Below are 20,721 nucleotides of genomic sequence, written 5' to 3' on the forward strand. Positions count from 1 at the left end.
CACCGGCGGCACCGCGCCCATTTCCCCGCTCCGGGTCAGCCCCGGAAGTCGTACCGGTCGAAGGTCTCCTGGTGGCGGGTGAAGCGGTAGGTGGCCCAGTGCATCCCGACCACCGCGCCGTCGGCGTCCCGGGTGAGCCGCAGCAACTCCCCGACCTCCCGCCCGGAGACGGTCCGGAACACGTCCGGGGAATGCGGCATCGGCGCGAAGACCGCCGGGGGACGTCCTGCCGGGTCGTCCGCGCCCCGAGCCCGCAGCGCCCCGTCGTGCCAGGAGAAGACGTACTCGAAGCCCTCACCCCACCAGCGGCCCAGCAGCCCGCGCAGCGGTCCAGGCGCACCCGGACCGGGCTGCCACGGCACGACGTCCGCCGGGTCGTGCTCGGCCGCGGCGGCGAGCAGCCGGTGCGGCAGCTCCAGCGCCTCCGCCGCCGTCCCCGACGAGGCGAGCACCGCGCAGCCCATCGCGCCGGCCGTGCCGTCGCCGCCACGCCGGCCGTAGACCCCGGCCAGGAAACCGGGCATGGCGCCGTCGTGGCCGACGTGCACCACCCGGTCCGGGTACGGCACCAGGATCAGGCCGAGCCCGAAGCCGGCCCGCCAGGCCGTCTCGTCGGTGGTCGTCACCGGCCAGCGCATCTCGTCCAGGGTGGCCGGGGCGAGCACCGCCCCGGCCGGGTCGAGCGCCACCGGGTCGGCCAGGAACGCCGCCCACCGGGCCATGTCCGTCGCCGTGCTCCACAGTTGGGCGGCCGGGCCGACCGCGCCGAAGTCGGTCGGCGGCTCGGGATGCGCCTCGTCGGAGTACGCGTCGACCAGGAAGCCGGTGGCCGCCTGCGGACCCGGGTCGACCGAGGTGGCGACCAACCCCAGCGGGGTGAGCACCCGCGCGGTGAGCGCTTCGGCCCAGGTGCCGCCGCGCAGCACGCCGACCAGCCGGCCGAGCAGCGCCATGCCCAGGTTGGAGTAGTGGTAGCGGCGGCCGGTGGGCAGCACCCGCTCGACCCGGGCCAGGTCGGCGATCAGCTCGTCCACCTGCGGCGCACGCAGCGTGTCCCAGACGTCCCCGTACGGCTCGCGTTGCAGCCCGGCGGTGTGCGAGAGCAACCTCCGTACGGTCAGCTCGCCGTGCGCCGGCAGGTCCAGGTGCCGGCTCAGCGGGTCGTCCAGGTCCAGCAGCCCGTCGTCGCGGCACTGCATCACCAGCACGGAGGTGAAGGTCTTGGTGACCGAACCGATCCGGAACCGGGTCTGCGGGCCGAGGGGGGTGTCGTTGCCGGTGCCGCCGACCTCGCACGTCCACAGCGGACGGTCGGCCCGGTGCAACGCCACCGCCAGGGCCGGCACCCGGGCCTGCGCCTGGGCCTGCCGGACCAGCCGCGCCAACCGGTGGGTGGCAGCCGGGCCGGTGCCCGGTCCCGCCTCGGACGTCACGCCGGCCTCCGACCGTCGACGGCCGTCCCGTCGGAGGCCGGGTCGCCGGCAGTGGTCACGCCCGACCCCGGGCAGCCTCCGCAGGTCACGCCAGGTCCCGGGCCAGCATCGGTCCGAGCGGCGCGCCACCGAGCAGGTGGGCGTGCACGTGGAAGACCTCCTGGCCGCCGTACGCGCCGGTGTTGAACATCAGTCGGAAACCGTCGCCGGTCAGCCCCTCGTCCTCGGCCACCGCGGCGGCCGTGGCCAGCACCTCACCGGCCAGCGCCGGATCACCCTGGGCGAGCGTCGCCACGTCGGCGTAGTGCTCCTTGGGGATCACCAGGACGTGCACCGGGGCCTTCGGCCCGATGTCGCGGAAGGCGAGGGTGGTGGCGGTTTCCCGGACCACGGTGGCCGGGATCTCCCCGGCGACGATGCGACAGAACAGGCAGTCGGATGATCCCATCCGGGCAGTTTAAGGAACGACCTCGGCTCTCGCGGGTGCAGTGGGAGGGCTGTTTCTCACAACTGACTGGTGGTTCGATCGATCTGGGTCACGCTTGTCGTGAAAGCCTGCGCCGCCGCTCGTGAGAGGCTCCGCTACTGCCCGGGTGGGGCCCCGCCCCGCTGATCAAGAGAATTACGTCAAATTCAAGCCGTTGGCTGACACAAACCTCTTGATCACCACTGGCGATCGGCCTGGTGCCTGGCGGACCGGCGTCGGGCGTCTGGTGATCAAGAGGTTTTGGTCAGAACGGTGCGTTGGGGTGACGTAAACCTCTTGATCACCGGGGGTGGGGTGGGGGTGGGGTGGGGGTGGGGTGGGGGTGGGGTTACCAGCGGGACAGGCGGGTGGAGAGCACGGTGAGCGCGGCCACGCCGGCGGTGGAGGTACGCAGGATCGACGGGCCGAGGCGGACGGGTCGGGCACCGGCCTCGGTGAAGGCGGTCAGCTCGGCCGGGGAGATGCCCCCCTCCGGCCCGACCACCAGGACGATCTCGCCGGTGGCCGGCAGCTCGACGGCGGTCAGCCGCTCCTCGGCCTCCTCGTGCAGCACGAACGCCGCACCGGCACCGGCGATCCGGCGGGCCACCGTGGCGGTCGACTCGTCCGGCGCTCCGGCCACCACCGGCAGCCGCGCCCGGCGAGCCTGCTTGGCCGCCTCCCGGGCCGTCGCCACCCACTTCGTCCGGGCCCGTACGCCCCGGTCGCCGCGCCACTGCACCACCGAGCGGGACGCCGCCCAGGGCACGATCTCGTCCACCCCGACCTCGGTCATCGCCTGCACGGCCAGCTCGCCCCGATCGCCCTTGGCGATTCCCTGCACCACGACCAGCCGGGGGACGTCCGCGTCGACGTACCCCCGGGAGGTGACGGTGAGGTCGAGGGTGCCCCGGCCGACGGCGGTGACCACCACGGCGGCCGTGCCGCCCCGGCCGTCGGCGAGCAGCAGCTCGTCGCCCACGCGCAGCCGTTGCACGGTGGCGGCGTGGTGCCCCTCGGGGCCGTCCAGGATGAGCTGGTCGGCGGTGGGCAGCGACTCGACCAGGAACAGCGGTGCGGACACGACGCCCAGGCTAGCCGCCCGGCACGGACGCCGGGCCGGCGAGGCCGCGCGGACCACCGCCCGGCAGGATCGGCCCAGCCCAGGCCAGTCGGCCCAGGCCCAGCCGGGCGAACCCGGGCCGACCGAAGCCGGGCGGAGCGGGGCCGAACGGACCGGGGCCAGACGGAGCGGGGCCGGGCCGGAGCCGGACAGAGCGGGGCCGGGCCGGTGGCTCGGCCCCGGTCCGGCCGGGTCAGGCGTGGCCGTTGAAGGCGTCGCGCATCCGGGAGAAGAAACCGCCCTGCTTGGACAGCTCGGCGACCTCCTCGCCCCGGGTCTTGGCGAAGTCCCGCAGCATCTTCTCCTGGTCGGCGTCGAGCTTGGTGGGGGTCCGCACGTCGAGGTGGACGTAGAGGTCACCCCGGCCGGTGCCGCGCAGGTGCGGCACGCCACGGGCGCGTAGCCGCAGCGTGCTGCCGGGCTGGGTGCCGGCCTTGACGTCGACGGTCTCCTCGCTGTCCAGCGTCTTTATGGTCAGCCGGGTGCCCAGCGCGGCGGCGGTCATCGGGACGGTCACCCGACAGTGGAGGTCGTCGCCCTTGCGGGAGTAGACGTCGTGCGGGCGCTCGTGGATCTCGACGTAGAGGTCACCGGCGGTGCCACCACCCGGACCGACCTCGCCCTGCTGGGCCAGCCGGATCCGCATGCCGTCCTCGACCCCGGCCGGGATCTTCACGGTCAGCGAGCGGCGGGTCCGCACCCGGCCGTCGCCGGCGCAGGTGGGGCAGGGGTGCGGGATGGTGGTGCCGTACCCCTGGCAGACGGTGCACGGCCGGGCCGAGACCACCTGGCCGAGGAAGGTCCGCTGGACCGACTGCACCTCGCCCCGGCCACCGCACGCCTCGCAGGTCGCCAGGTGGGTGCCGGCCGCGGTGCCCGCCCCGGAGCAGGTGGTGCAGAGCACGGCGGTGTCGACGGTGATCGGGGCCTCGACGCCGAAGGCGGTCTCGTGGAGGTCCAGCTCCAGACGCAGGATCGCGTCGGCCCCCGGCCGGGTACGCGGGCGTGGACCGCGGGCGCCACCGGCCGCGCCGCCGAAGAAGGCGTCCATGATGTCCTGGAAGCCGACGAACGGCCCCGCCCCACCGGGACCGCCCGGACCGCCGGCACCCCCGCCGCCCGGGGCGAGCGGGTCGCCGCCCAGGTCGACGATCTGCCGCTTCCGATCGTCCGACAGGACCTCGTACGCGGCGTTGATGTCCTTGAACTTCTCCTGTGCCTCCGGGTCCGGATTCACGTCCGGGTGGAACTGTCGCGCCAGCTTGCGGTAGGCGCGCTTGATCTCGTCATCGGAGGCTTCCCGGCTCACACCGAGAATGCCGTAGTAGTCCCTGGCCACTGCGTTCCGTGTCCTCATGTTCGTCTCGCGTTACGGCGGCCGGACCCGGCCGCCGACCCTGACTGGTCAGTTCTGGGCCAGCAGCTCGCCCACGTAGCGTGCCACGGCCCGTACCGTGGCGATGGTGCCGGGGTAGTCCATCCGGGTCGGGCCGAGCACACCCAGCCCACCGACGATAGTGCTGCCCGGTCCGTACCCGGTGCTGACCACCGAGGCGGCACGGAGGTTGTCGACCTCGTTCTCGTCGCCGATCAACACCCGGGTGGTGCTCGGCTCGGTCTCGCCGATCAGCTTGAGCAGGACGACCTCCTCCTCCAGCGCCTCCAGGATGGGGCGCAGCGAGCCCTGGAAGTCGAGCAGGCCACCCCGGGTGAGGTTGGCGGTGCCGGCCAGCGCCAGGCGCTCCTCGGTGCGCTCGACAAGCGTCTCCAGCAGCACGGTGGAGAGCGTGGTCATGGCGCCGCGCAGGTGCGGCGCGGACTCCTCGACCAGCGCCTGGACCAGGGGCGGGGTGTCGGACAGCCGGCTGCCCCCCAGCTTCTCGTTGACCAGTCGGCGCAGGTCGGTGACGTCCTCGGCGGGGACCGGCGCGGGCAGCTCGACCAGCCGCTGCTCGACCCGGCCGGTGTCGGCGATCATGACCAGCATCAGCCGGGTGGTGGAGATCGGCACCAGCTCCAGGTGGCGCACCGACGAACGGGCCAGCGACGGGTACTGCACCACGGCGACCTGCCGGGTGAGCTGCGCCAGCAGTCGTACGGTGCGGTGCACCACGTCGTCCAGGTCGACGGCGCCGACCAGGAAGCGCTCGATGGCCCGGCGCTCGGCCGGGCTGAGCGGCTTGACCCGGGAGAGCCGGTCGACGAAGAGCCGGTAGCCACGGTCGGTGGGCACCCGGCCGGCGCTGGTGTGCGGCTGCCGGATGTAGCCCTCCTCCTCCAGCACCGCCATGTCGTTGCGGACGGTCGCCGGGGAGACCCCGAGCTGGTGCCGCTCGACAAGCGTCTTGCTGCCGACGGGCTCCTGCGTGGCGACGTAGTCCTCGACGATCGCCCGCAACACGGCCAGCTTGCGGTCGTCGAGACTCATCTCCCACCTCCTGAACACGTCGACCCGGACACCTGCCGCGCCCGGACAAGCGCTCTGGCACTCGACTGTAGCGAGTGCCAGTCTACGACGGCAGCGCCGCCGCCGCGATGATCGAGACGGACCGTCGGTGCGTCCGCCCCGGGGGACGCCGGGGCGTCGACGACCGAACGTCGAGGCCAACCTCACCAGTGTCGCTCTGGTGCACCCTTGCCGGCAGCCCCTACCGTGGCGGGCATGACTGAACCACCTCGCCCTCCCGGCGCGGGGGACGGCACCTCGCCCGACCCGACCGCCCCCCAGGGCTCGCCATACGAGCCACCCACCGCACCACTGTTCGGGGCGTCGGGGGCGGGCGGCTATCCCCCGCCCGGTGACTATCCCCCGCCGACCGGTGACCAGCCGCCGTCGGGCGGTTACCCGCCGCCGGGTGGCTACCCGCCACCGGGTGGCTACCCTCCGGCTGGTGGTTTCCCCCCGGCTGGTGGCGGATATCCGACCGGCGGCGCGTACGGCGCCCCGGCCGGCGGCTACGCCAACAGCGAGGACAAGACCTGGGCGCTGGTCGCGCACTTCGGCGGGGCCGCCGGCGCGCTGATCAGCTTCGGTCCGCTCGGCTTTGTCGCCCCGCTGATCGCCTACCTGGTCCGTGGTCAGCAGTCACCAGCCGTCCGGGCGCAGGCGCTGGCCGCGCTGAACTTCCAGATCCTCTGGTCGATCATCGCGTTCGTGCTGCTCTTCGTGAGCTGGTGCCTGCTCTTCCTGCCCAGCATCGCGGTCGTGGTGATCCAGATCCTGTTCGGGATCATCGCCGGCATGAAGGCGAACGAGGGCCAGCCCTACCGCTACCCGATGTCCACCAGCTTCATCAAGTGAACCCCGGCCGGCCGCTCCCCCGGCCGGCCGGGCACCACCCCGGGCCTGCCGGGCACCCGGGGCAGGGCACCAGCGTTCGCCGGCCGGCACCGCCACGGACCGGTCAGGTGTCGCTCAGGGCAACAGGTCGCGGACCACCGCATCGGCCAGCAGCCGGCCGCGCAGGGTGAGCACCGCCCGCCCCTGCGGGTACCCCACCGGGTCCAGCAGGCCGTCGGCGAGCGCTCGGGCCGCACCGGCCCGGCCCGCGTCGTCCAGGGCGGCCAGGGGCAGCCCGGACGCGAGCCGCAGCCGCAGCATCACGTCCTCCATGTGCGCCTCGTCCGGGGTGAGGATCTCCCGGGCCAGGCCGGGCGAGCGTCCGGCGGCGAGTCGTTGCGCGTACGCGCTGGGGTGCTTGACGTTCCACCAGCGCACCCCGCCGACGTGGCTGTGTGCCCCCGGGCCGAGGCCCCACCAGTCGGCACCGGTCCAGTAGAGCAGGTTGTGCCGGCATCGGCCCGCCTCGGTGCGGGCCCAGTTGGAGACCTCGTACCAGGAGAAACCGGCCGCGTCGAGAGCGGCCTCCGCCGCCAGGTAGCGGTCCGCCGCCACGTCGTCGGAGGGGTACGGCAGCTCGCCGCGCCGCATCCGGGCGGCCAGCCGGGTGCCGTCCTCCACGATCAGGGCGTACGCGCTGACGTGGTCGACCCCGGCGGCGACCACCTGGTCCAGCGAGGCGGCGAAGTCCTCGGCGCGTTCCCCCGGGGTGCCGTAGATCAGGTCCAGGTTGACGTGGTCGAACCCGGCGTCGCGGGCCTCCCGGGCGGCCTCGGCGGCCCGGCCGGGGCGATGCCTGCGGTCGAGCACCGCCAGCACGCCGGCGGCGGCGGACTGCATGCCCAGCGAGATCCGGGTGTAGCCGGCCGCCCGCAGGGTCTTCAGCGACTCCGGGGTGACCGATTCGGGGTTCGCCTCGGTGGTCACCTCGGCGTCGACGGCCAGCCCCCAGGTGCGGTCGATGCCGTCCAGGATGCGGGCCAGGTCGTCGGCGGGCAGCAGGGTCGGGGTGCCGCCGCCGACGAAGACCGTGTCGACCCGGGGCGGTGGGGCGTCGCCGAGCACCCGGGCGGCGAGCGCCAGCTCGCCCAGCACGGTGTCGGCGTACGACTCCCGGTCGGCACCCCCGCCCAGCTCGGCGGCGGTGTAGGTGTTGAAGTCGCAGTAGCCGCAGCGGCTGGCGCAGAACGGCACGTGGACGTACACGCCAAAGCCGCGCCCGCCGACGGCACGCAGGGCGGTGGTGGGCAGCGAACCGTCGACGGGAACGGTCTCACCATCTGGAAGGACGCCGGGCATGGCCACTAGTGTGCCCGGCATGACCTCTCCCGACCGACTCGTGCGGGTCGCCACGGCCCGTGGGGTGACCACCCTCACCCTGGACAGCCCGCACAACCGCAACGCGCTCTCCACCGCGCTGATGACCGAGCTGCTGGCCGGGATCGCCGCGGCGGTCGCCGACGACGCGGTCCGGGTGATCGTGCTGGACCACACCGGCCCGGTCTTCTGCTCCGGCGCGGACCTGAAGGAGACGGCGGCGGCGTACGCCAGCGGGTCGGTGCCGGCCGGGATGCTCGGCGACGTGCTGGTGGCGGTCCGGGAGTGCCCGAAGCCGGTGCTGGCGAAGGTGGCCGGGCCGGCACGGGCCGGCGGGCTGGGCCTGATCGCGGCGGCCGACCTGGCGGTCTGCGCGCAGGAGGCGACGTTCGCCTTCACCGAGGTACGGATCGGGGTGATCCCGGCGGTCATCTCGGCGACCGTGCTGCCCCGGCTGCATCCCCGGGCCGCCGCCGAGCTGTACCTGACCGGCGACACCTTCGACGGTCGACGGGCCGCCGAGGTGGGCCTGGTGACCGCCGCCGTGCCGGCCGACGAGCTGGACAGGGCGGTGGCGCGGTACTGCGAATCGCTCGTCCGGGGGGCACCGGGAGCGCTGGCCGGGACGAAGGAGCTGCTGCGCCGCCCGGCGGCCACCGACCTGCGGGCGGAGATCGCCGACCTGTCCGCCCGGTCCACCGGCTACTTCCTGTCGGCGGAGGGCAGGGAGGGCGTACTGGCGTTCCGGGAAAAAAGATTAGCTCGATGGGTCGTAGCGGTGGAGGGTGGGCGGGCTGAGGGGGCGGGCTGAGAGCGAGGGGTGAAGGGCGGTGGGCGAGCTGAGAGCGAGGGCTGACGGGCGGTGGGCGAGCTGAGAGCGAGGGCTGACGGGCGGGGCGCGAGCTGAGAGTGGGGGCTGGGGCGGAACGCGGGGGTGGAGGCGGGGGTGGTTTTCCGGGTGGTGCTGCGGGAAGGTGTACCAGTCGACCGGCCCGGCTCGCAGGTCGGCGACGTACGCTTGGCCCACGCTGAAACAGGAGGTGCGGGTGCGAACACGGACATTCGTGGCAGCCGTTGTCGTGGTGGCGGTGTTCGCCATGCTCGGGGGCTGGGGAGTCCGTCAACTCGGCGGGGAGCTTCGACTCCCCATTGCCAGCCGTACCTGCACCGTCCAGGCCGACGGCACCGTGAAGCTGGACGCCGACCAGATGGCCAACGCCGCCACCATCGCCGCGATCGGCATGCAGCGGCAGATGCCCGAGCGGGCCGTGGTGGTCGCCCTGGCCACCGCGTACCAGGAGTCGGGGTTGCGCAACCTCGCCCACGGTGACCGGGACTCGCTCGGGCTCTTCCAGCAGCGCCCCAGTCAGGGCTGGGGCACCGCGGACCAGATCCGCGACGAACGGTACGCGGCGAACCGGTTCTACAAGGCGCTGAAGAAGGTTCGCGGCTGGGAGCGGATGGAGGTCACCGACGCCGCCCAGGCGGTACAGCGGTCGGCGTACCCGAAGGCTTACCAGAAGTGGGCCGACGAGTCCCAGGTGCTGGCCCGAGCCCTGCTCGGCGAGGCGACCGGCGCGGTGGCCTGCACGGTGGGGCGTACCCCGGTGATGCGCGGGCAGGCGGCGGCGGCCGAGCTGACCCGCGGCCTGACCCTGGACTGGGGGTTGCCCGACGCCGGTGCGGTCGCCGAGCTGACCGACGTGACGGTGCCCGCCGCGGACGCCCGCGACGGCTGGCGGTACGCGCACTGGCTGGTCTCGCACGCCCCCGACCACGGGGTGAAGCGGGTCCGCTTCGGCGGCCTGGAGTGGAGTGCCGACAACGGCCGGTGGGCGAAGGTCTCCGACGGCCAGCCGGCCGAGCCCCGGGTGCTGGCCGAGGTCTTCGCCGACCGCACCTGAGCGCGGGGCCGGGTCTCGGCCGGAGCGGTCGGGCGAGGTGGTCAGCCGGCGGCGGTCAGCCTACGGCGCACCTTCTCCCTCAGCGACTCGGGCAGCTCGGCGACGGTGAGCAGCCGGGGCAGCAGCTCCGGCTCCAGGTTGGTGGCCCGGAACACTTCGCCGATGGTGACCCCGTGCGCCGGCCGGTCCACCACCTCGACCGGGTCGCCCGCACCGACCTCGCCGTCGCGCAGCACCCGCAGGTACGCCCCGGGCGCGGCGCGGACGATGAACCGTTTGATCAGGTCGGGCACCCCCCAGAAGCCGGCGAAGGTGACGCACGGGGTACGCGGCTTGGTGACCTGGAGCAGCGCCGAGCCGACCGCCCAGCGTTCGCCGATCACCGCGCCGGTCACGTCCACCGCCCAGGTGGTCAGGTTCTCGCCGAACCCGCCGGGACGGATGTCCCGGCCCAACTCGGCCGACCACCAGGCGGCGTCCTCCTCGGCGTAGGCGTAGACCGCCTGGTCGGGGCCGCCGTGGTGGGCCCGTTCACCGATGAAGTCGCCGGCCACCCCGTCGGCGCGCAGCAGCACCGGCCCGTCGACCGGCCGCTTGTCGATGCCGCTGCGCCCGCTCGCGTCGCCCGCCCACTGCGCCTCGGTCACCACGCCGAGGTTCACTGCCGCCACCCTGCCCGTCATGGCCCCAGCGTAGGACCACCCGCAGGCGGCTGCCGTCCCGCCGGTGCCACCGCGCGCCCTCGCCCGGCCCGGAGCGGCCGCCTCCTCGCTGTCTCTCAGCCCTTGACGGCACCGGCCACCAGGCCGGAGACCATCCGCCGCTGCACCAGCAGGAAGAAGATGATCACCGGCAGGGTGAAGAGCGTGGAGGCCGCCATCACCGACCCCCAGGCCGTGTCGTCCCGGCCGAAGAAGAAGGTCATCGCCACCGGCAGGGTGTAGCGGTCCTGGTCGTTGACGAAGGTCAGCGCGAAGATCAACTCGTTCCAGGCGGTGATGAAGGAGAAGATGCTGGTCGCCACCAGGCCCGGCGCGACCAGCGGGAAGAGGACCTTCCGGAAGGTCTGCGACCGGCTCGCCCCGTCGATCGCGGCGGCCTCCTCCAACTCCCTGGGCACCGCCGCGACGAAGCCGCGCAGCATCCACACCGCGAACGGCAGGGAGAAACCCAGGTAGGTCAGGATCAGGCTGGGCAGGGTGTTGTAGAGGCCGAGCCGCTGGATCATCAGGAACAGCGGGATGACCAGCGCCTCCAACGGGATCATCTGCACCACCAACAGCATGATCAGGAAGCTGGTCCGCAGCCGGAACCGGAACCGGGCCACCGCCGTCGCGGCCAGCAGCGCGACCAGGCCGCTGAGCACGACCGTGCTCACCGCGACCAGCACGCTGTTGAGAAAGAAGTCGAGGAAGGTCACGCCCGGGATCAGGTTGCCGGTCAGGATCTCCCGGTAGTGCTCGAGCGTCGGGTGCGCCGGCACCGGCCGGGGGGTGGCCGAGAAGATCTCCCGGTTCGGCTTCAGCGAGGTGGCGACCATCCAGTAGACCGGGAACGCGGCAAAGAGCGCCACCAGCAGACCCGCGCCGTTGAGCGCGACCTTCTTCACGACCCGTCCCCCTGCCGTCACGACTCGTCCTCCTGCCTGAGCACCATCCGGACGTACAGGCCGGTCACCACCAGCAGGATCAGCGTGAGGATGACCGCGATGGCCGAGCCCACGCCGTACTTGGGCGGTGGGGAGAACGCCTCGGCGTACGAGTAGATGGAGAGCATGAACGTCGGCCGGTCCTGGGTGCCGCCGGCCAGCACGAACTGCTGCGTGAAGACCTTGAAGTCCCAGATGGTGGAGAGCACCACCAGGATGCCGAAGACCGGCCGCAGCAGCGGGAAGGTGATCTTCCAGAACACCTTCCACGGGCTGGCCCCGTCGACCCGGGCGGCCTCGTGCAGCTCGCTCGGCACGCTCTTGAGCCCGGCGAGCACGCTCACCGCGATGAACGGGAAGGAGTGCCAGACCACCACCAGGGTCAGGATCGAGAAGAACAGCAGCGGCGAGTTGAACCAGCCGTAACCGGACCAGTCGGTACGCCCGAAGAGCGCCTGCGACAGCCCGTCCGGCAGGGCGTTGAACGCCCAGGTGACCAGGCCGGAGGTGTCATCGAAGATCCACTTCCAGATGATCGTGCCGGTCAGCGCCGGGGTGGCCCAGGCCAGCATCACGCAGCTGGCCACGAAGGTGGCCATCCTCCGGCCGAGCCGGTGCAGCAGCAGCCCGACCAGGGTGCCCAGCACCATCGTCAGCAGCACGTTCGCCGCGGCGAAGAGCACCGTGTTGCGCAACACCGTACGGAAGAACGGGTCGCCGAGGATCTGGGTGTAGTTGGCCAACCCGACGAACGGCCACTCGCGGTCGCCGCGCAACTGCCGGACGCTGTCCAGCTTGAAGAACGACATGACCACCACCTGGCCCAGCGGCCAGAGCAGCAGCACCCCGATGACCACCAGGCAGGGCAGCAGGAGCAGGTACGGCAGGCGGTCCACCCGGGACGGCCGACGCGCAGGGGTCTCCCGCGCGGCGGCCGTCCCGGTGGGCTTGGTCAGCGTGCTCACTTGGCGTTGAGGATGCTTTCCATCTCGGCAGCCGCGTCGGCGGTGGCCTTCTCGACTGACTTCTGCCCCTTGATGACCGAGCTGTTCATCGCCTGGGTCACCGTCTTGGTCCGGCTGACCTCCACCCACTTCGGGGTCAGCGGGGTCACCCTGGTGCTCTGCATGGTGCTGGCGAACGCGGCCATCAGCTTGTCGTTGGCGTAGTCGCCGCCCTGGACGAGGTCGGCGTAGACGGGGAAGAAGCCGAGGCTGCTGGCGAAGGTCTGCGCGTTCTTCTTGTTCAGCAGCACGGTCAGGTAGTCCCAGGCCAGATCCTGCTTCTTGCTGTCCTGCCACAGGGCGATGTCCGAGCCGCCGGCGAAGGCCGGGGCCGGTTTGCCGTCCGGCCCGGGGATCGGGAAGGTGCCCCAGACCTTCTCGATGTCGGGGTTGTCCTTCTTGATCGCGCCGGCCTGCCAGCTGCCGGCGAAGGCCATCGCCGCCTTGCCGGTGGCGAACTGGGTACGGGCGTCGATCTCGTTCCAGCCGGCGGCGGCGGGCGGGGCGACCTTGTGCACGGTCACCAGGTCGGTCCAGAACGTGACCGCCCGCTGCGCCTGCGGGCTGGTGTAACCGGACTTCCAGGTGCCGCCCTGGTCGGTGGCGATCTCACCGCCGGCGCCCCAGAGGAAGGAGTAGAAGGGCAGTTCGGAGTTGCCCGGCAGGGCGATGCCGTAGGTGCCGGGCTTCTTGGCCTGCACCGCCTTGGCGACCGACACCAGTTCGTCCCAGCTCTTCGGCGGCTGCACGCCGGCCTCGGCGAACCAGTCGGTGCGGTAGTAGATGGCCCGCACGCCGGCGTACCAGGGAACGCCGTACTGCTTGCCGCCGAGCTGGGCGTTCTTCACCAGGTCCGGCAGGACGTCCTTGCCCTCGGCCCAGCCGCCGAACTTGTCGGAGACGTCGGCGAGCGCCTCCTGTGCCGCCCAGCCCTGGGTCTCGGTGTTGCCCAGTTCGGTGACGTCCGGGCCCTCGCCGCCGGCGAGCGCCGCCTGGAACTTCTTCGGCGCTTCCAGCCAGGGGATGTACTGGACCACCACGTCGGTGTCGGGGTGCTGCTGCCGGAACTCGCTCTCGACGCCGTCGAGGAACGTCGTCTGGGCGTCGCTCCCCTCGCCCATCATCCAGACCGTCAGCTTGCTGTCGTCGGCGGCTTCGTCATCGCCGGAACCACCGCAACCGGCGAGCACCATCGCGGCCGAGGCCACGACGGCGGTGACCGGAGCCAGCCGCTTCCACCTGTTCACGCCACTTCTCCCTCGCGCCGTCCGGCACTAACCTTCTCAGCCGCACCCTAGTAGGAAAATTTCCTTTACGACAGGGGGCGTTCGGCGAGGCGACCGTATCGCAGGCGGAGGCCGTTCAGGCAGGCCCCGCGGGGCCCGGTCGGATAGACGGCGGTATGTGGACGAGCGGATGCCCGCCCCCCGGTCCGGGGAGCGGGCATCCGCTGCGTGGTACGTGCCGGCCGGTCACCCGACCGGCAGCCGGGTCACCGGTGGGTGACGCCGCGGCGACGACCCACGCCGGCCACCAGGGCCACGGCGATGGCGGCGAGGACGACCTGCACCAGCAACTCGGTCCAGTCGATGCCGGCGGTCTCCGTGGCGATGCCCATCGCCCGAGCCAGCACGGTGCCCAGCAGCGCGGCACCCACGCCGATCAGCAGGTGCAGCCAGATCGGCATGTTCTGGCGGCCCGGCACGACCAGACGGCCCAGAGCGCCGACGATGAGACCAACAACGATCGCGGTGATGATGCCCCAGACGGTGAACTCCACGGTCGCCCTCCTCCTCAAGATGAGTCACACGGTACGTGTGGTTCCTGTCGTGGCAGCTAGATTCCCGACCGGCCGCAGAACCAAACCGACTCACCACCACACTTGTCGCCGTACGTCGATACGACGGCGTGGCGTCGGCTTGCCGGCTGTCAATGTCCGGCCAGCTCAGCAGGCTTACGTCGGGTCGTCCGCACAGCGCAGGAGGGCGCAGAAATCAGCCGTGCCACAGTGGGGGCACCACACCGACGACGGCCGGCACCCCGGTAGGGAACACCGGGGTGCCGGCCGTCGCGGACCGGATGGGCGGGGCGGGACGCCGGGCGTCGTCGGTGCGGTCGCCCGGTGCCCGCTGCTACTTCTTGCCAGCCGGCTTGGCGTCGCCGGAGTCCGAGGAGAGCGCGGCGATGAAGGCCTCCTGGGGAACCTCCACCCGGCCCACCATCTTCATCCGCTTCTTGCCCTCCTTCTGCTTCTCCAGCAGCTTGCGCTTACGGCTGATGTCACCGCCGTAGCACTTGGCGAGCACGTCCTTGCGGATGGCGCGGATGGTCTCCCGGGCGATCACCCGGCTGCCGATCGCCGCCTGGATCGGCACCTCGAACTGCTGGCGCGGGATCAGGTTGCGCAGCTTCGCCGCGATCGACGTGCCGTAGTTGTACGCCTTGTCCTTGTGCACGATCGCGCTGAACGCGTCCACCGGCTCGCCGTGCAGCAGGATGTCCACCTTGACCAGGTCGGACGCCTGCTCGTCGGAGGGCTCGTAGTCCAGCGAGGCGTAGCCCTTGGTACGACTCTTCAACTGGTCGAAGAAGTCATAGATGATCTCGGCGAGCGGCAGGGTGTAGCGCAGCTCCACCCGGTCGGCGGAGAGGTAGTCCATGCCGAGCAGGCTGCCCCGCCGGCCCTGACACAGCTCCATCACCGCACCGACGTAGTCGTTCGGGGTGAGCACGGTGGCCCGCACGACCGGCTCGTACACCTCGGCGATCCGGCCGGTGGGGTACTCGCTCGGGTTGGTCACCACGATCTCCTGGCCGTCCTCGGTGATGGCCCGGTAGACCACGTTCGGCGCGGTGGAGATCAGGTCGAGGTTGTACTCCCGTTCCAGCCGCTCCCGGATGATCTCCAGGTGCAGCAGGCCGAGGAAGCCGCAGCGGAAGCCGAAGCCCAGCGCCCCGGACGTCTCCGGCTCGTAGTCGAGGGCGGCGTCGTTGAGCTTGAGCTTGTCCAACGCCTCGCGCAGGTTGGGGTAGTCCGAGCCGTCGATCGGATAGAGACCGGAGTAGACCATCGGCTTCGGGTCCTTGTAACCCCCCAGCGCCTCGGTCGCCGGCCGGGAGTTGATGGTGACGGTGTCACCGACCCGGGACTGGCGGACGTCCTTCACGCCGGTGATCAGGTAGCCCACCTCGCCGACACCGAGCGCGTCGGCCTTGACCATCTCGGGCGAGATGACGCCGATCTCCAGCAGCTCGTGCACCGCGGCGGTGGACATCATCTTGATCCGGTCCCGGGCGCTGATCCGGCCATCGATCACCCGGACGTAGGTGACCACGCCCCGGTAGACGTCGTACACCGAATCGAAGATCATCGCGCGGGCCGGGGCGTCGGCGTCACCGATCGGCGGGACGAACTGCCGGACGATCTCGTCGAGCAGGTACGGCACCCCGTCGCCGGTCTTGCCGGAGACCCGGATGCAGTCCGCCGGATCCCCGCCGATCAGGTGGGCCAGCTCCTCGGCGTACTTCTCCGGCTGGGCGGCCGGCAGGTCGATCTTGTTGAGCACCGGGATGATCTTCAGGTCGTTCTCGAGCGCCAGGTAGAGGTTGGCCAGGGTCTGCGCCTCGATGCCCTGGGCGGCGTCGACCAGCAGCAACGCCCCCTCGCAGGCGGCCAGCGAACGGGACACCTCGTAGGTGAAGTCGACGTGACCCGGGGTGTCGATCATGTTGAGGACGGCCTGCTCGCCGACCCGCTCGCCCTCCCGGATGGTCCACGGCATCCGGACGGCCTGGCTCTTGATGGTGATGCCGCGCTCGCGCTCGATGTCCATCCGGTCGAGGTACTGCGCACGCATCTGCCGGGGGTCGACCACACCGGTGAGCTGCAACATCCGGTCGGCCAGGGTCGACTTCCCGTGGTCGATGTGGGCGATGATGCAGAAGTTCCGGATGCGCGCCGGGTCGGTGGCACCAGGAGCGTTCGCGCCGGGATCGAGCGTCGGTGGCACAGCGGTCCGTTCTGGTCGGCTGACGTGAGCGGGCCGGCGCACCGCCGGCCCCCTCTATGCTCCCACGTCGCTCCGAACGCGGTCCGATCACTCCTCGGGTGGCTCACTCCTCGGGTGGTTCGACGAAGAGGGCGGCGAGCTTCGGCAGCCGGCGGCGGGCCTCCTCCTCGTCGTCGAAGTCCCAGAAATCGTTCAGGTCGGGCACCGGCACCGGGTCACGCTCCGCCGGCAGGTCGGTCGCGGTCGCCTTCCGGTACGCCTCCCACGGCACCGCCAGCATGTCCTCGCACTCGAACTCCTCGCCGCTGAGCGCGGCCGACCGGACCCGGGGCATCTCGGCCAGCGAATCCGGGGCCGCCACCGCCGCGGCGAAGACCGTCCGCCCCTGGGTCATCAGCCAGCCCCGGAAGTACTCGAACCCGTCGTCGGAGGCACCCCCGTTGATCAGGTAAGCCGCACCCCACAGGTCGACCCGGTAGGAGGCGGCCAGCACCCGCTGCTGGTGGTGCGCGTACCCGACGATCTCCTCCGGGGTGCGCTCGGCGAGCAGGGCCACGGCCCGCGCGGCGACGGCGTCGGCCTCTCCCCCGGCCCCGGAGCGGGCCTGCTCGATCAACTGCCAGAAGTCGTCGGTCCTCATGGCCTGGCAGTCTCCCAGACCCGTTCGGGCCTCCTGACCGGCAGCGGGAACATCCGGCGAGTCGCGGAGGCCCGCCGTCGGCACGTCCGGTCGGGGATGTCGTCCGGTCCCGGGCGTCCCCGGCCGCCGTACCCACGGCACCGGGCACGATGGTGGGATGTCCGCGACTGTGCCGCCGTACCACGAGACCGCCGTGCGGCCCGACTGGCGGGACCTGCCCGCCGGCCTGCGGGACGCGGTCACCGCCCGGCTCGGCGCGGCGGTGGTCGCGGCGCGGACCGCCACCGCGGGCTTCACCGGTGGCTTCGCCGCCGTGCTGGCGACGGCGGACGGCGGCCGGGTCTTCGTCAAGGCCGCCGACCTGACCCGCCAGCGCCACCTGGTCGACTGGTACGCCCGGGAGCTCGCCGTCCTCGCCCGGCTGCCGGCCGGCCTGCCGGTCCCCCGCCCACGCTGGGCGCTCGACGCGGCCGGCTGGTACGCGGTCGGCCTGGACGCCCTCGACGGGCGGACGCCCCGACTGCCCTGGAACCCGACCGAGCTGGCCGCCGTGCTCGCCGGGTACGCCGAGATCGCCGCCGCGCTGGCCGACCCGCCGGCCGAGCTGACCACCCTCGGCCTGCCCCGGCTGGCCGACCTGGCCCGCGCCGACATCCTCTGGTGGGGTGAGGTGGCCGCCGGGCGCGAGCCGATGCCGCCGCTGCCCCCGGCGGCCCGCGACCGGCTGCCCGAACTCGTCGCCCTGGAGTCCCGCCTGCCCGGGTACGCGGCAGCCGCGCCCGGCCTGGCCCACGGCGACCTGCGGGTGGACAACGTGCTGCTGGACCACGCCGGGCGGGCCTGGTTCTGTGACTGGAACTGGCTCTGCCACGGCCCGGCCTGGTTCGACCTCGCCAGCCTGCTGATCACCGGGTACGCCGGCGGGGTGGACACCGACGCGCTCTTCGCCGCTCATCCGGCAGCGGCCGGCGCCCCACCCGACGCCCTGGACGTGACGCTGGCCGCGCTCGCCGGCTACTACCTCACCGCCGCCGGTCCACCGCCGGACGTCGGACCCCACGGGGCCGGTGCGGCAGGTGCCTCGCCGTTGCTGTGGGCGCACCGGCGGTTCAGCGGGGAACGGGCGCTCGGCTGGCTCGCCGCCCGGCAGCGCTGGCGCTGATCCCCCGGACTCCGCGTCGAGCCGTTTTGGCTCGTCCCGACCGACCTGGTAGCCTGGCTCTTCGCGCAGTGATGACACATGATCGTCCCGCGCGGAAGCAGACCATACCGAGCTATCAAGACGAGGCTGTCGCGTGGCGAACATCAAGTCCCAGATCAAGCGCAACCGGCAGAACGAGAAGCGCCGGCTGCGTAACAAGTCGGTCAAGTCGTCGCTGAAGACCGCCATCCGGAAGTTCCACGAGGCTGCGGAGGCCGGTGACGCCGAGAAGGCCACCGTCCTGATGCGTGACGCCGCCCGCAAGCTGGACAAGGCCGCCAGCAAGGGCGTCATCCACGCCAACCAGGCGGCCAACCGGAAGTCGGCCATCTCGAAGCGCGTCGGCTCACTCTCGGTCTGACCGAGCGACCCCAGACCTGACCGTAGGCCCCGGAGGAGTCCTCCGGGGCCTACGGCTGTCCGCAGGCCGGCACCCTGCCCGCACCATCTCGCGGAGACAGCGGTGTCGGAGGTGGCGGGATGACGCTGTCTCAGCGCCGTGGTCTGGCCTCGCCGGGCAGGGTCTGCGGTACCCGGGCCCGCCCGACCACCGGCTCGACCTGCCGCCGGAACCGGTCCCGCTCCTGCTCGGGCACCAGCGCCGCCGAATGGATCACCCGCTCGGCCACCACGTCGTTGAGTTTCACCATGATCGCCACGGCCAGCGGTAGCACCGGCACCGCCCACCAGCTCACCAGCTCGGCCAGGGCGAGAAGGACGGCGAGCGCCACCGCCCCCTCGAAGAAGAGGAAGCAGAGCACCCCACCCGGGTTGACGAAGCGCAGTCCGAGCAGCCGGGCGTAGAGGGGGCGATACGACTCCTCCTCGGTCGGCACGGTGCGCCACGGCGTACGGGTGGGGCCGGTCACCGGGCGCCGCCCCGCCGGGCGGCGGCAACCGCGAAGACCGCCTTCTCCAGGGCGTACGCCCGGTCGTCCGCGCCGCCCTTCACGGCGGCGTTGCACTCGGCAGCCGCCCGCATCGCCTCGACCAGCCCCTCCGGGGTCCAGCCCCGGGCCCGCTGCTGGGCATTCTTGATCTTCCAGGCGGGCATGTGCAGGCTGCTGGCCAGCTGGTACGGGTCACCCCGCCCGGCGGCGGCCACCCGGGCCACGGTGCGGACCCCGTCGGCGAGGGCATCCGCGATCGGGACCGGGTCCACGCCCACGTGCAGGGCCCAGCGCAGCGCCTCCAGCGCCGCCGGGACGTCGCCGATCATCGTGGCGTCGGCGACCGTGAAGCCGGTGACCTCGACCCGACCCCGGTAGTACCGGGAGACGGTGTCCGCGCTGATCCGGCCGTCGGTGTCGGCGAGCAGTTGGGAGCAGGCGGCGGCAAGCTCCCGCAGGTCACCGCCGACGGCGGCGATCATCGCCTCGGCCGCGTCCTCGGAGCACCGGCCCCCGCCCCGGTGGATCTCGTCCCGGACGAAGGCCACCCGCTCCCGGTGCCCCTTGAGCTTGGCGGCCGGGACCACCGTCGCTCCGGCGGCCTTCAGCCCGTCGGCGAACGCCTTGCCCTTCGCCCCGCCCAGGTGCAGCACCACCAGCTGGACCTCCGGGTCGGGGGCCTTCGCATAGCCGAGCAGCGCGGCGGCCAGGTCCTTACGGGCGTCCTGCCCGGACCGGAGCACCAGCACCCGGCGACCGCCGAACAGGGACGGACTGAGCATCTCGGCGATCTCACCGACGGCGAGCGTGCCGGCGTGGTACTCACGGACGTCCACGTCGGGGTCGATGCTGCGGACCCGCGCCACGGCTTCGCTCACCGCACGCGTGGCGAGTAGCTCCTCGTCGCCGAGGACGAGCAGAATGGGGGCGAGGCTGGCGGTCACGTCGCCCATCTTGGCACGGCCCGGGACAGGAGCGGAGCTGCTCATCCACGGCGGTGACGGCACACCCCGCACTCAACGCAAATCACGACATTTGCCTTGATTACCGGTTCGATCGCTCCAATGCCCCTCGGCCTGCGTAGCACCGTCGTCGATGCGTCCGCGCCGTCGCGGTCGGGGTCACCGGCCGCCGGAGGGGGTGCCGAGCGCGACGAGCAGGTTCTCCACCGCCGCCTCCGAGGCCCGCCGGACGCTCTCGCTGGTGGCCGCCCCCAGGTGCGGCGTGGCCACCACCCGGGGGTGCCGCAGCAGGGCCGACGGCTCCGGTGGTTCGCGGTCGAAGGCATCCACCGGCCGCCTCCCGCCCGGTGGTGGCGTCGCCACTGGCCGGCGCGCAGCGTGTCGGCCGCCTCGGGCAACCCGCGCAGCCCCATCAGGGCCAGGGCCAGGGCGAGTTCGGCCACCCCTGGGTTGGCGCCCCGGGCGGTGAGCACCCTGATCCCGGCGGGCTCGGCGGCGGCGGTGTCGATGGCGTCGCTGCCGGCCCCGTTGCCGCTGATCGCGCGCAGTGCCCGGGCGTGCGCCAGCACCTCGGCGCTGATCGGCTCCACCCCGGCGATCCACCCGACGACGCCCGGCACGGCGGCGGTGAGTTCCCCGGTGGTGGGCTGCCGGCCCGGGGTGGGGGTGACGACGATGTAGCCGGCCGCCCGGAGGCGACGCACCGCCGGCGCGTCGGGCACCGACATCGCGGGGGGGGGGGGGGGGGGGGGACCAGCACCCGGGGCGCGGTCACGACGGCAC

At 72.5% G+C, this 20,721-nt stretch carries 21 protein-coding genes and 1 pseudogene; 5 read left to right on the top strand and 17 right to left on the bottom strand.

The window, feature by feature from the left end; translation table 11 throughout:
* Nucleotides 1-35 precede the first annotated feature (35 nt).
* The 5 genes from ACIG87_RS27795 to hrcA all read right to left on the bottom strand — a co-directional run bounded on the left by ACIG87_RS27795 (nucleotide 36) and on the right by hrcA (nucleotide 5,450).
* Nucleotides 36-1,433 (bottom strand): serine hydrolase domain-containing protein, encoded by a 1,398-nt coding sequence (locus tag ACIG87_RS27795; RefSeq protein WP_396854461.1) that lies wholly within the window; start codon nucleotides 1,431-1,433, stop codon nucleotides 36-38.
* Between the two features lie 85 nt (nucleotides 1,434-1,518).
* Complete coding sequence (locus tag ACIG87_RS27800; protein ID WP_396854462.1) at nucleotides 1,519-1,881, bottom strand: histidine triad nucleotide-binding protein; 363 nt, start codon at nucleotides 1,879-1,881, stop codon at nucleotides 1,519-1,521.
* A gap of 367 nt (nucleotides 1,882-2,248) precedes the next feature.
* Nucleotides 2,249-2,983, bottom strand: a complete 735-nt coding sequence (locus tag ACIG87_RS27805) for a 16S rRNA (uracil(1498)-N(3))-methyltransferase (RefSeq protein WP_396854463.1) — start codon at nucleotides 2,981-2,983, stop codon at nucleotides 2,249-2,251.
* 232 nt (nucleotides 2,984-3,215) lie between these two features.
* Entirely contained in the window at nucleotides 3,216-4,361 is a 1,146-nt protein-coding gene (gene dnaJ, locus ACIG87_RS27810; protein ID WP_282274015.1) for a molecular chaperone DnaJ, read from the bottom strand.
* Between the two features lie 66 nt (nucleotides 4,362-4,427).
* Entirely contained in the window at nucleotides 4,428-5,450 is a 1,023-nt protein-coding gene (gene hrcA, locus ACIG87_RS27815) for a heat-inducible transcriptional repressor HrcA (protein WP_396854464.1), read from the bottom strand.
* Between the two features lie 234 nt (nucleotides 5,451-5,684).
* On the opposite strand from hrcA, the gene ACIG87_RS27820 reads away from it, so the two are divergent.
* Nucleotides 5,685-6,323: a DUF4870 domain-containing protein gene (locus ACIG87_RS27820; RefSeq protein WP_396854465.1), complete on the top strand. Its 639-nt coding sequence runs from the start codon at nucleotides 5,685-5,687 to the stop codon at nucleotides 6,321-6,323.
* A 114-nt stretch (nucleotides 6,324-6,437) separates the two neighbouring features.
* Here the strand turns inward: ACIG87_RS27820 and hemW are convergent, their stop codons facing one another.
* Nucleotides 6,438-7,661: a radical SAM family heme chaperone HemW gene (hemW, locus tag ACIG87_RS27825; protein ID WP_396854535.1), complete on the bottom strand. Its 1,224-nt coding sequence runs from the start codon at nucleotides 7,659-7,661 to the stop codon at nucleotides 6,438-6,440.
* Nucleotides 7,662-7,680: 19 nt separating this feature from the next.
* Here hemW and ACIG87_RS27830 point away from each other — a divergent pair, with 19 nt between their 5' ends.
* Both ACIG87_RS27830 and ACIG87_RS27835 read left to right on the top strand, forming a co-directional pair.
* Nucleotides 7,681-8,490, top strand: a complete 810-nt coding sequence (locus ACIG87_RS27830; protein ID WP_396854466.1) for an enoyl-CoA hydratase-related protein — start codon at nucleotides 7,681-7,683, stop codon at nucleotides 8,488-8,490.
* A 229-nt stretch (nucleotides 8,491-8,719) separates the two neighbouring features.
* Entirely contained in the window at nucleotides 8,720-9,583 is an 864-nt protein-coding gene (locus tag ACIG87_RS27835) for a hypothetical protein (RefSeq protein ID WP_396854467.1), read from the top strand.
* A gap of 41 nt (nucleotides 9,584-9,624) precedes the next feature.
* Here ACIG87_RS27835 and ACIG87_RS27840 read toward each other — a convergent pair whose 3' ends face one another.
* The 7 genes from ACIG87_RS27840 to ACIG87_RS27870 all read right to left on the bottom strand — a co-directional run bounded on the left by ACIG87_RS27840 (nucleotide 9,625) and on the right by ACIG87_RS27870 (nucleotide 16,885).
* Entirely contained in the window at nucleotides 9,625-10,266 is a 642-nt protein-coding gene (locus ACIG87_RS27840; RefSeq protein WP_396854468.1) for an MOSC domain-containing protein, read from the bottom strand.
* A gap of 95 nt (nucleotides 10,267-10,361) precedes the next feature.
* A complete protein-coding gene (locus ACIG87_RS27845) occupies nucleotides 10,362-11,213 on the bottom strand; it encodes a carbohydrate ABC transporter permease (protein WP_396854469.1) in 852 nt (283 codons plus the stop codon).
* Nucleotides 11,210-12,196 (bottom strand): carbohydrate ABC transporter permease, encoded by a 987-nt coding sequence (locus ACIG87_RS27850; RefSeq protein WP_396854471.1) that lies wholly within the window; start codon nucleotides 12,194-12,196, stop codon nucleotides 11,210-11,212. The genes ACIG87_RS27845 and ACIG87_RS27850 overlap by 4 nt, the downstream gene beginning before the upstream one ends.
* Nucleotides 12,193-13,482, bottom strand: a complete 1,290-nt coding sequence (locus ACIG87_RS27855; protein WP_396854472.1) for a sugar ABC transporter substrate-binding protein — start codon at nucleotides 13,480-13,482, stop codon at nucleotides 12,193-12,195. The genes ACIG87_RS27850 and ACIG87_RS27855 overlap by 4 nt, the downstream gene beginning before the upstream one ends.
* Before the next feature lie 245 nt (nucleotides 13,483-13,727).
* On the bottom strand, nucleotides 13,728-14,015 hold the full coding sequence (locus tag ACIG87_RS27860) for a GlsB/YeaQ/YmgE family stress response membrane protein (protein WP_396854474.1): 288 nt from the start codon (nucleotides 14,013-14,015) through the stop codon (nucleotides 13,728-13,730).
* 352 nt (nucleotides 14,016-14,367) lie between these two features.
* The gene (lepA, locus tag ACIG87_RS27865; protein WP_396854476.1) at nucleotides 14,368-16,245 is read right to left on the bottom strand and encodes a translation elongation factor 4; all 1,878 of its coding nucleotides are present in this window, start codon (nucleotides 16,243-16,245) and stop codon (nucleotides 14,368-14,370) included.
* Nucleotides 16,246-16,348: 103 nt separating this feature from the next.
* Entirely contained in the window at nucleotides 16,349-16,885 is a 537-nt protein-coding gene (locus ACIG87_RS27870; RefSeq protein ID WP_396854477.1) for a DUF4240 domain-containing protein, read from the bottom strand.
* A 157-nt stretch (nucleotides 16,886-17,042) separates the two neighbouring features.
* Here ACIG87_RS27870 and ACIG87_RS27875 point away from each other — a divergent pair, with 157 nt between their 5' ends.
* On the top strand, nucleotides 17,043-18,047 hold the full coding sequence (locus ACIG87_RS27875) for a phosphotransferase family protein (RefSeq protein ID WP_396854479.1): 1,005 nt from the start codon (nucleotides 17,043-17,045) through the stop codon (nucleotides 18,045-18,047).
* A gap of 133 nt (nucleotides 18,048-18,180) precedes the next feature.
* Nucleotides 18,181-18,447 carry a 30S ribosomal protein S20 gene (rpsT, locus tag ACIG87_RS27880; RefSeq protein WP_357893522.1) on the top strand — a complete coding sequence of 89 codons (267 nt, stop codon included), beginning with the start codon at nucleotides 18,181-18,183 and terminating at the stop codon, nucleotides 18,445-18,447.
* Between the two features lie 130 nt (nucleotides 18,448-18,577).
* Here rpsT and ACIG87_RS27885 read toward each other — a convergent pair whose 3' ends face one another.
* The 4 genes and pseudogenes from ACIG87_RS27885 to ACIG87_RS27900 form a co-directional block, all read right to left on the bottom strand.
* Nucleotides 18,578-18,955 (bottom strand): hypothetical protein, encoded by a 378-nt coding sequence (locus ACIG87_RS27885; RefSeq protein ID WP_396854481.1) that lies wholly within the window; start codon nucleotides 18,953-18,955, stop codon nucleotides 18,578-18,580.
* On the bottom strand, nucleotides 18,952-19,929 hold the full coding sequence (gene holA, locus ACIG87_RS27890; RefSeq protein WP_396854482.1) for a DNA polymerase III subunit delta: 978 nt from the start codon (nucleotides 19,927-19,929) through the stop codon (nucleotides 18,952-18,954). Before holA ends, ACIG87_RS27885 begins: the two co-directional genes overlap by 4 nt.
* A 168-nt stretch (nucleotides 19,930-20,097) precedes the next feature.
* Complete coding sequence (locus tag ACIG87_RS27895; protein ID WP_396854538.1) at nucleotides 20,098-20,268, bottom strand: hypothetical protein; 171 nt, start codon at nucleotides 20,266-20,268, stop codon at nucleotides 20,098-20,100.
* Nucleotides 20,269-20,282: 14 nt separating this feature from the next.
* Nucleotides 20,283-20,666 (bottom strand): annotated as a pseudogene (locus ACIG87_RS27900) (hypothetical protein); the annotation flags it as partial.
* Nucleotides 20,667-20,721 lie beyond the last annotated feature (55 nt).

The organism is Micromonospora sp. NPDC051925, from assembly GCF_044548625.1.
Classification (GTDB): domain Bacteria; phylum Actinomycetota; class Actinomycetes; order Mycobacteriales; family Micromonosporaceae; genus Micromonospora.

What these genes read in the sequence shown, in the direction of transcription:
- ACIG87_RS27800 (WP_396854462.1), bottom strand. Translation starts at nt 1,881, where the DNA reads ATGGGATCATCCGACTGCCTGTTCTGTCGCATCGTCGCCGGGGAGATC.
- hrcA (WP_396854464.1), bottom strand. Translation starts at nt 5,450, where the DNA reads ATGAGTCTCGACGACCGCAAGCTGGCCGTGTTGCGGGCGATCGTCGAG.
- ACIG87_RS27820 (WP_396854465.1), top strand. Translation starts at nt 5,685, where the DNA reads ATGACTGAACCACCTCGCCCTCCCGGCGCGGGGGACGGCACCTCGCCC.
- hemW (WP_396854535.1), bottom strand. Translation starts at nt 7,661, where the DNA reads ATGCCCGGCGTCCTTCCAGATGGTGAGACCGTTCCCGTCGACGGTTCG.
- ACIG87_RS27830 (WP_396854466.1), top strand. Translation starts at nt 7,681, where the DNA reads ATGACCTCTCCCGACCGACTCGTGCGGGTCGCCACGGCCCGTGGGGTG.
- ACIG87_RS27840 (WP_396854468.1), bottom strand. Translation starts at nt 10,266, where the DNA reads ATGACGGGCAGGGTGGCGGCAGTGAACCTCGGCGTGGTGACCGAGGCG.
- ACIG87_RS27870 (WP_396854477.1), bottom strand. Translation starts at nt 16,885, where the DNA reads ATGAGGACCGACGACTTCTGGCAGTTGATCGAGCAGGCCCGCTCCGGG.
- ACIG87_RS27875 (WP_396854479.1), top strand. Translation starts at nt 17,043, where the DNA reads ATGTCCGCGACTGTGCCGCCGTACCACGAGACCGCCGTGCGGCCCGAC.
- holA (WP_396854482.1), bottom strand. Translation starts at nt 19,929, where the DNA reads ATGGGCGACGTGACCGCCAGCCTCGCCCCCATTCTGCTCGTCCTCGGC.